The sequence below is a fragment of the Solidesulfovibrio sp. genome (assembly GCF_029978005.1).
Taxonomy (GTDB): domain Bacteria; phylum Desulfobacterota; class Desulfovibrionia; order Desulfovibrionales; family Desulfovibrionaceae; genus Solidesulfovibrio.
Genome location: NZ_JARKOZ010000031.1, coordinates 1 through 3592, shown reverse-complemented (window position 1 = coordinate 3592; position 3592 = coordinate 1). Strand labels below are relative to the sequence as shown.

Annotated in this window: 2 protein-coding genes; one reads left to right on the top strand and one right to left on the bottom strand. The window is 67.1% G+C overall.

Going from position 1 to position 3592, the window contains the following annotated elements; all coding sequences use genetic code 11:
* Positions 1 to 168: 168 nt before the first annotated feature.
* Entirely contained in the window at positions 169 to 633 is a 465-nt protein-coding gene (dut, locus tag Q1K70_RS02970) for a dUTP diphosphatase (RefSeq protein ID WP_300155539.1), read from the bottom strand.
* Positions 634 to 857: 224 nt separating this feature from the next.
* On the opposite strand from dut, the gene glgP reads away from it, so the two are divergent.
* Entirely contained in the window at positions 858 to 3428 is a 2571-nt protein-coding gene (glgP, locus tag Q1K70_RS02965) for an alpha-glucan family phosphorylase (protein ID WP_300155536.1), read from the top strand.
* Positions 3429 to 3592 lie beyond the last annotated feature (164 nt).

The following is a 3592-nucleotide window of genomic DNA, read 5'->3' as shown; positions in this document are numbered from 1 at the left end:
TTGCAAAAAAAGGTTCCCTCCCCCGGACCCCCACCTTCCCAAAAAACTCTTAAAGGTTATCGGCGGATGCCGTCAGCCCTGCGTCTTCTGCCTTCACCCTTTACCCCTGCGGGGGGGGCCGGGGGGCATCATGCCCCCCGGCCGCCGGAGGCCTCTTCTCTTCCCTTTCTACACTGTCCCGCTATGCCCGAAGCCGCCGGAGCCGCGGCGGGTGTCGCCGAGTTCCTCCACCGGCGTGAGGATGGGGCGCACGACCGGCGCGAGGATGAGCTGGGCGATGCGTTCGTGGCGCGAGATGGTCTTGGGTTCGCCGGACGTGTTGAGCAGCCAGACGATGATCTCGCCCCGGTAGTCCGGGTCGATGACGCCCACGCCCTGGGCCACGGTCAGGCCGTGCTTGGCCCCGAGTCCGGAGCGGGAATAGACGAAGCCGGCCAGGCCCGGCGTTTCGATCTCGATGGCGATGCCCGTGGGCACGGCGGCGCGCTGCCCCGGGGCGATGGTGAGGGTCTCGGGCTCGATGTCGGCGCGCAGGTCCAGGCCGGCGGAGCCGGGCGTGGCCACGCTGGGCGGGTTGGCGCGGCTCGATTCCCGGAGGAACTTGATGCGCAGGACGCTGGATGGAACGGACATGGGCGGAACCTCCGGGGACGATAGGCGGGCTAACCTAGCGCATTGGCTGGATTTGTAAATAAAATTTAACGTACTGAAATATTGATATTTTCCCGTAGCGTGTCATGGCGGTGACGTTTCGCGTCCGGCCTTGCCTTTTGACAAGCCTTATGGATAGATGCGCAAGTGCACGGACTGCGCGGCGATGCGCGCCGCGACGGCGATGCCAGGACAACGAGGTGATTATGCAGCCGTTACGTGTCTACAGCGTGGTGCCGAAATTGCCGGTCAAGCTCAACGCGCTCTGGGAGCTGGCCTATAATCTGCTTTTTGCGTGGAACGACGACATTGCGTCGCTTTTCGCCCAGGTGGACCGCAAGTTGTGGCGGGATTGTTCGGGAAACCCCGTGGGCTTCCTCAACAGGTTGCCGCAAAAGACCCTGGAGTCCCTGGCCGACGACGAGTTCTTCGTCGAGCGGGTGGGCGACCTGCGCCAGACGCTCGCGACCTACCTGTCGCGCAAGACGACCTCCATTCCTTTCCCCGACCGCGACGGCCAGCCCGTGGTGGCCTATTTCAGCCTGGAATACGGCATCAGCGCCTGCCTGCCCGTGTACTCCGGGGGCCTGGGCATCCTGGCCGGCGACCACCTCAAGTCGGCCAGCGACCTGTGCGTGCCCCTGGTCGGCATCGGCCTGGCCTACCAGCAGGGCTATTTCCGCCAGTACCTCACGGCCGACGGCTGGCAGCAGGAACGCTACCCCATCTACGACTTCGAGCAGATGCCCTTGCAGCAGTGCAAGGACGCCGCGGGCGAGCGCATCCTCATCCACGTGGACCTGCGCGGCGAGCGCGTCTATTCGCAGATCTGGAAGGCGCAGGTCGGGCGGGTGGCGCTCTACCTCCTGGACACCAACGTGGTCGAGAACCAGCCCGGCTCGCGCCAGCTCACCAACCGCCTCTACGGCGGCGACCTGGAAACGCGCGTGCGCCAGGAGTACCTGCTCGGCATCGGCGGCATCCGCGCCCTGGAGGCGCTTTCGCTCAAGCCCAAGGTCATCCATATGAACGAGGGCCATTCGGCCTTCGCCGGCCTGGAGCGCATCGCCAACTTCATGGACAAGTACAGGCTGTCCTTCGAGGCGGCCATGGAGCTCGTGGCCTCGAGCTCCATCTTCACCACCCACACCCCGGTGCCGGCGGGCAACGACCGCTTCCCGCCGGACCTGATCCAGCTCTATTTCGAGGACTATGCCAAGCGCCTGGGACTGGCCTTCAAGGTGCTGCTGGCCCTTGGCCGCGAGGACCCGCGCAACGATTCCGAGCACTTCTGCATGCCGGTGCTCGCGCTCAAGCTCTCGCGCTTCAACAACGGCGTGTCGCTTCTGCACGGCGTGGTTTCGCGCCGCATGTGGAACCGGGTCTGGAACCAGTATCCGGTGGAGGACGTGCCCATCGGGGCCATCACCAACGGCGTGCACGTGCCGACCTGGGTGGCCCAGGACATGGCCGCGCTCTACGACCGCTACTTCGGGGCCAACTGGCGCGAGGATCCGGACACGAACCGGGTGTTCGCCCAGACGCACCTCATTTCCGACGCCGAGCTCTGGCGCACCCACGAACGGCTGCGCGAACGGCTGGTGGGCTACGTGCGCGAGCGGCTGCGCGAGCAACTGCTCGCCCGGGGGGCCAAGCGCAAGGAACTGCAAGCCGCCGAGGAGGTGCTCGATCCCCAGGCGCTGACCATCGGTTTCGCCCGCCGCTTCGCCACCTACAAGCGGGCCAATCTGCTGCTTTCGGACAAGGAGCGCCTGCTCAAGATCCTGTCCGATTCCACCCGGCCCGTGCAGTTCGTCTTCGCCGGCAAGGCCCACCCCCACGACAACGAGGGCAAGAAGATCATCCAGGAGCTGGTGCAGCTGTGCAACAGCCCGCAGTGCCGGTTCAACATGGTCTTTCTGGAAGACTACGACATGGAGATCGCCAGCTACCTCGTGCAGGGCGTGGACGTCTGGCTCAACACGCCCCGCCGGCCCCTCGAGGCCTGCGGCACCAGCGGCATGAAGGCCATGTGCAACGGCGTGCTCAACTACAGCACGCTGGACGGCTGGTGGGCCGAGGCCTGGAAGCCGGACAACAGCGTGGGTTGGGCCATCGGCCAGGGCGAGGAGTACGAGGACGGCGGCTACCAGGACTTCGTGGAGAGTCAGACCCTCTACAACATCCTGGAAAACGAGATCATCCCGACCTTCTACGACCGGGGCCACCACGGCAGCCTGCCGCGCAACTGGATTCGCAAGATGAAGGACTCCATCGCCGAGCTCGCGCCGCTGTACAACTCCCACCGCATGGTGGAGGACTACGCCCGCATCGCCTATGTGCCGGCGCTGGAGAACTACAACCGGCTCACCCGCGACGACTGCGCCGCGGCCAAGGACCTGGCCTCGTGGCGTATGGACATGATGACCAAGTGGGGGAATCTGGACATCCGCAACATCCGGGCCGACGAGCCCGACCAACTGCACGTGGGCGACGCCGTGCGGGTGCGGGCCGAGGTGCACTTAAACGGCATCCGGCCCCAGGACGTGGAAGTGCAGATTTATGCCGGCCGCCTCGACTACGAAGGCAAGTTCGCCCAGCGCGAGACCGTCAACATGCGGCCCGTGGAGAACATGGACGACGCCTGGACGGTCTACGTCGGCGAAGTCCAGCCCGCCGAGGCCGGCCGCTTCGGCTTCACCGTGCGCATCCTGCCGCACCACCCGCTGCTCCTCGATTCCCACTCCCTGGGCCTCATCCGCTGGGCCGCCGCGTAGGCGGCGAAGAGGAGGAGGGGGAACGCCTCCGGCGGGGGGGGGGGGGGGGGGGGGGGGGGGGGGGGGGGGGGGGGGGGGGGGGGGGGGGGGGGGGGGGGGGGGGGGGGGGGGGGGGGGGGGGGGGGGGGGGGGGGGGGGGGGGGGGGGGGGGGGGGGGGGGGGGG

What these genes read in the sequence shown, in the direction of transcription:
- dut (WP_300155539.1), bottom strand. Translation starts at nt 633, where the DNA reads ATGTCCGTTCCATCCAGCGTCCTGCGCATCAAGTTCCTCCGGGAATCG.
- glgP (WP_300155536.1), top strand. Translation starts at nt 858, where the DNA reads ATGCAGCCGTTACGTGTCTACAGCGTGGTGCCGAAATTGCCGGTCAAG.